This is a genomic window from Paraglaciecola sp. (assembly GCF_051252315.1).
In the GTDB taxonomy this organism is placed as follows: Bacteria; Pseudomonadota; Gammaproteobacteria; order Enterobacterales; family Alteromonadaceae; genus Paraglaciecola.
The window spans coordinates 1-3,783 of record NZ_JBPOFP010000211.1 but is presented as its reverse complement, the minus strand read 5'-3'; the positions used below and the strand labels follow the sequence as shown (position 1 = coordinate 3,783).

Genomic DNA, 3,783 nt, shown 5'->3' with positions numbered 1-3,783 from the left:
AGATGGATGTTAGCTTGGTGGTTTTGCGTTTCTAACACTTCTTGTAGTGCATCAGCAACATATTCACTGGCACCAAGCACACTACCTACTATTATTTCAAACTTGGCCATGTCTACTTTCCAATACAAAAAGACGAAAATATTTTACTTAGTAAATCGTCAGAACTAAATTCACCAGTAATTTCGTTTAAATGTTGTTGCGTTAAACGTAACTCTTCAGCTAATAATTCTCCGGCTAGATGGTCTTCTAATTGTTGTTTACCTAAATATAAATGTTCTGCAGCTCTGTCTATAGCATCTAAATGTCTACGACGCGCAATAAACTGGCCTTCTGAGTTTGCATTAAATCCCATACATTCTTTAAGGTGACCGGTTAGATGAGTAATACCTTGTTGATTACTTGCTGATAATGCAATTACGGGATACTCACCACTATTGTCAATGCCGCTTGATTCTGCAGATAAATCAATTTTGTTACGGATTACTGTTAAACCAATATTTTTTGGCAACTGTTGGTAAAATTCTGGCCAAATTTTTTCTGGGTGAGTTTCAGATGATTCAGTACTGTCCAACATAAATAAAACACGGTCTGCTTCTCGAATTTCTTGCCAAGCCCGTTCAATACCTATTTTTTCAACTTTGTCTGGGCTGTCTCTTAGCCCAGCTGTATCAATAATATGTAATGGCATACCATCTAAATGAATATGCTCTTTTAAAACATCACGAGTGGTTCCAGCAATGTCTGTAACAATTGCGGTTTCTTTACCAGCAAGCGCATTTAATAGACTAGATTTACCCGCATTAGGCTTTCCAGCAATCACCACGCGCATACCCTCTCTTAGAAGGGCACCTTGTTTAGTTTCTTGACGTAATGATTCAAAAGCTTGAATAATACTATTCAGATCTTTCTGTATTTTACCATCACTTAGAAAATCGATTTCTTCATCAGGAAAATCGATGGCCGCTTCAACGTACATTCGTAAATGAATAACAAGCTCAACTAAATTATTAATGTTCTTAGAAAAAGCACCTTGTAAAGAACGCAATGCTCCTTTTGCAGCTTGTTCAGAACTTGCATCAATTAAATCGGCTATTGCTTCTGCTTGAGCAAGATCTAATTTGTCATTTAAGAATGCTCGTTCACTAAATTCACCAGGTTTAGCAATTCTAATTTTTGGTAGTTTTAATATGCTTTTTAGCAACATATCTAATACGACTTGACCACCATGACCTTGTAGTTCAAGAACATCTTCACCGGTAAAAGAATGAGGATTTTTAAAAAATATGGCTATACCTTGATCGATAGTTTCGCCATTTTCATCAGAAAAGGTTAAGTACTCTGCATGTCGTGTTTCTGGAACTTTTCCCAAAATGGCTTTTGCAACTGCGCTGGCTAAATGACCGGAAACACGGATTATTCCTACACCACCTTTACCCGGAGCTGTGGCTTGGGCAACAATGGTTTCTTGTTGGTCAATTAACCCGTTTGATGTCATGAGTTGTTAGTCTCTAAAGTTGATAAATTGCAAAGGTTGTTCTAAATCAGCATCTTTAGCTAATGCGATTACTTTTTGTAGATCGTCTCGTTTTTTTCCAGTGACACGTACTTGGTCACCTTGGATTTGAGCTTGAACTTTTAACTTGGCATCTTTGATTTTTTTAATGAGTTTTTTAGCAATCGGTTGTTCGATGCCTTGTTTAAATTTAACCGACTTTTTGTGAGTTTTGCCTGTTATATCTAAGTCTTGAGGATCAAGCGCTGCATTACTTACTCCACGTTTTGCGCAGGCAGTACGTAACATATCCATCATTTGTTTAATTTGAAAGTCACCTTCCGCTTTTAAAGTTACAATTTCGTCTGCATAACTAAAAGATGCTTCTACACCTCTAAAATCGAAACGTGTTGTTAGTTCTCTGCTGGCGTTATCAACGGCATTTTTAACTTCTACTAAGTCAATTTCTGACACTATGTCTAAAGAAGGCATAATTGTAATCCCTAGGTAAATAATTTGATGATTGTATTGTATGCACAAAAAAGCCCGCTTTATAACCAAATTTAGCTATAAAACGGGCTTTTGATTATTCTATTTATTTAGTTTGTAATCCACGTTTTTCCATAGAGGCGTAGATAAACTTAGCTTGGATTAACGTAATGATGTTACTGATTAACCAGTACAATACTAATCCTGCTGGGAAAATAAAGAAGAATAGACTCATAGCAACAGGCATGAACTGCATGATTTTTTGTTGCATAGGGTCTGTCATTGTCATTGGTTGAAGTTTTTGCAGTAAATACATGCTGACACCTGTTAATACAGGTAAAACAAAGAACGGGTCTTTAGAACTTAAGTCTGTTATCCAGAAAATAAAGTCAGCATGTCTTATTTCAACACTTTCCAATAATACCCAGTATAAAGCTAAGAAAATTGGCATTTGTAGTAATAAAGGAAAGCACCCTCCCATTGGATTGACTTTGTCTTCTTTGTACATCTTCATCATGGCTTGCTGCATTTTTTGCTTATCGTCACCATAACGTTCTTTAAGGGCATCCATTTTAGGCTTTAGAGCCCGCATTTTTGCCATTGATTCATATTGTTTTTTGGTTAATGGGTACATAGCACCTTTAACCACAATAGTGATCAATATTATGGCGAAGCCCCAGTTTCCTACCAAGCTATGAATAAATTTCAAGAAGGTGAATAGTGGTTGAGAAATCATAAATAAAAAGCCGTAATCTACGGTTAAATCTAATTTTGTCGCGATATTGGCTAGGACATCCTGATCTTTAGGTCCTAAATATAAGACACTATTGATTTGTGCTGTTTCACCAGCATTAATGTTAATTGATTGACCTGTAAACCCTATTACGCCATTAGTATCTTGTAATACTCGGCTATATAAGTTGTTTGTTTCGTTTTGTGGTGGAACCCATGCAGAAACAAAGTAATGCTCAATCATTGCAGCCCAACCAGCAGGTGTAGTTTCTTTCAGGTTTCTATCTGCCATGTCGTCAAAGCCATATTTTTCATAGCCATTTTCTTCAGTAGCAATTGCTGCACCGCGATAGGTTGGCATAAACATACTGCCGTCTTCTTTTAACATGCTTTGTTTCAGTTGAGCATACTGTTGTAGTTGTTTTGTATCACTACTGTTGTTTTCAACTATGTAACTCACATCAATTTTGTGACTGTTTTTGGTGAATACAAAGTTTTTGGTAATTTTAAGGCCGTCAACAGTTACCAAACTAAGTGGCACGGTGAGGGTTTCGCCCTCCAAAGTATAATTATCTTGAGTGGTTGTATAAGTAGGGCGCCCTGCTTTACTGCCATCGGGACCATCTTTTCCAATAAGACCACTTTGTGCAATAAATAACTCTATTCCACTAGGTCTCAACAAGCTATAAGGTTCAGGTGAATTTTGTTCAACTGGATATTTTGCTAGGTTTGCTGAAACAACATCACCTCCCACAGTATTAATACTTAATATATGAGAATCGGTAGTAACAGATATAACTTTTCCAGCTTGTTGTTCTGTACTCGGGACAAAGCTTTGTCCGTTAGACGTAGCTTGAGGTACATCAGCAGCATTACCGTCAGTACTATTTTGTGAAACAGCAGGTGCTGCTTCAACCGGTTTTGGACCATAATCTACTTGCCACTGTTGCCATAACATGAAAGAGACAAAAGCTAAGGCAATTAATATAAAACTGCGTTGGGATTCCATAAAATACTCTAATTAACTAGGTGTTTATTTTGTGTGACTTAGTTATTTCAAACCATTAAAC

General features: G+C 36.8%; 3 protein-coding genes and 1 pseudogene. All 4 read right to left on the bottom strand.

Annotated features, from left to right (window positions below; translation table 11 throughout):
• Positions 1-110 (bottom strand): annotated as a pseudogene (locus ACSHXM_RS21240) (nitric oxide synthase); the annotation flags it as partial.
• 2 nt (positions 111-112) lie between these two features.
• Positions 113-1,495, bottom strand: a complete 1,383-nt coding sequence (gene mnmE, locus ACSHXM_RS21235) for a tRNA uridine-5-carboxymethylaminomethyl(34) synthesis GTPase MnmE (RefSeq protein ID WP_435692321.1) — start codon at positions 1,493-1,495, stop codon at positions 113-115.
• Between the two features lie 6 nt (positions 1,496-1,501).
• A complete protein-coding gene (locus ACSHXM_RS21230; protein WP_435692319.1) occupies positions 1,502-1,984 on the bottom strand; it encodes a YajQ family cyclic di-GMP-binding protein in 483 nt (160 codons plus the stop codon).
• 103 nt (positions 1,985-2,087) lie between these two features.
• Positions 2,088-3,722: a membrane protein insertase YidC gene (gene yidC, locus ACSHXM_RS21225; RefSeq protein ID WP_435692317.1), complete on the bottom strand. Its 1,635-nt coding sequence runs from the start codon at positions 3,720-3,722 to the stop codon at positions 2,088-2,090.
• Between the last annotated feature and the right edge of the window lie 61 nt (positions 3,723-3,783).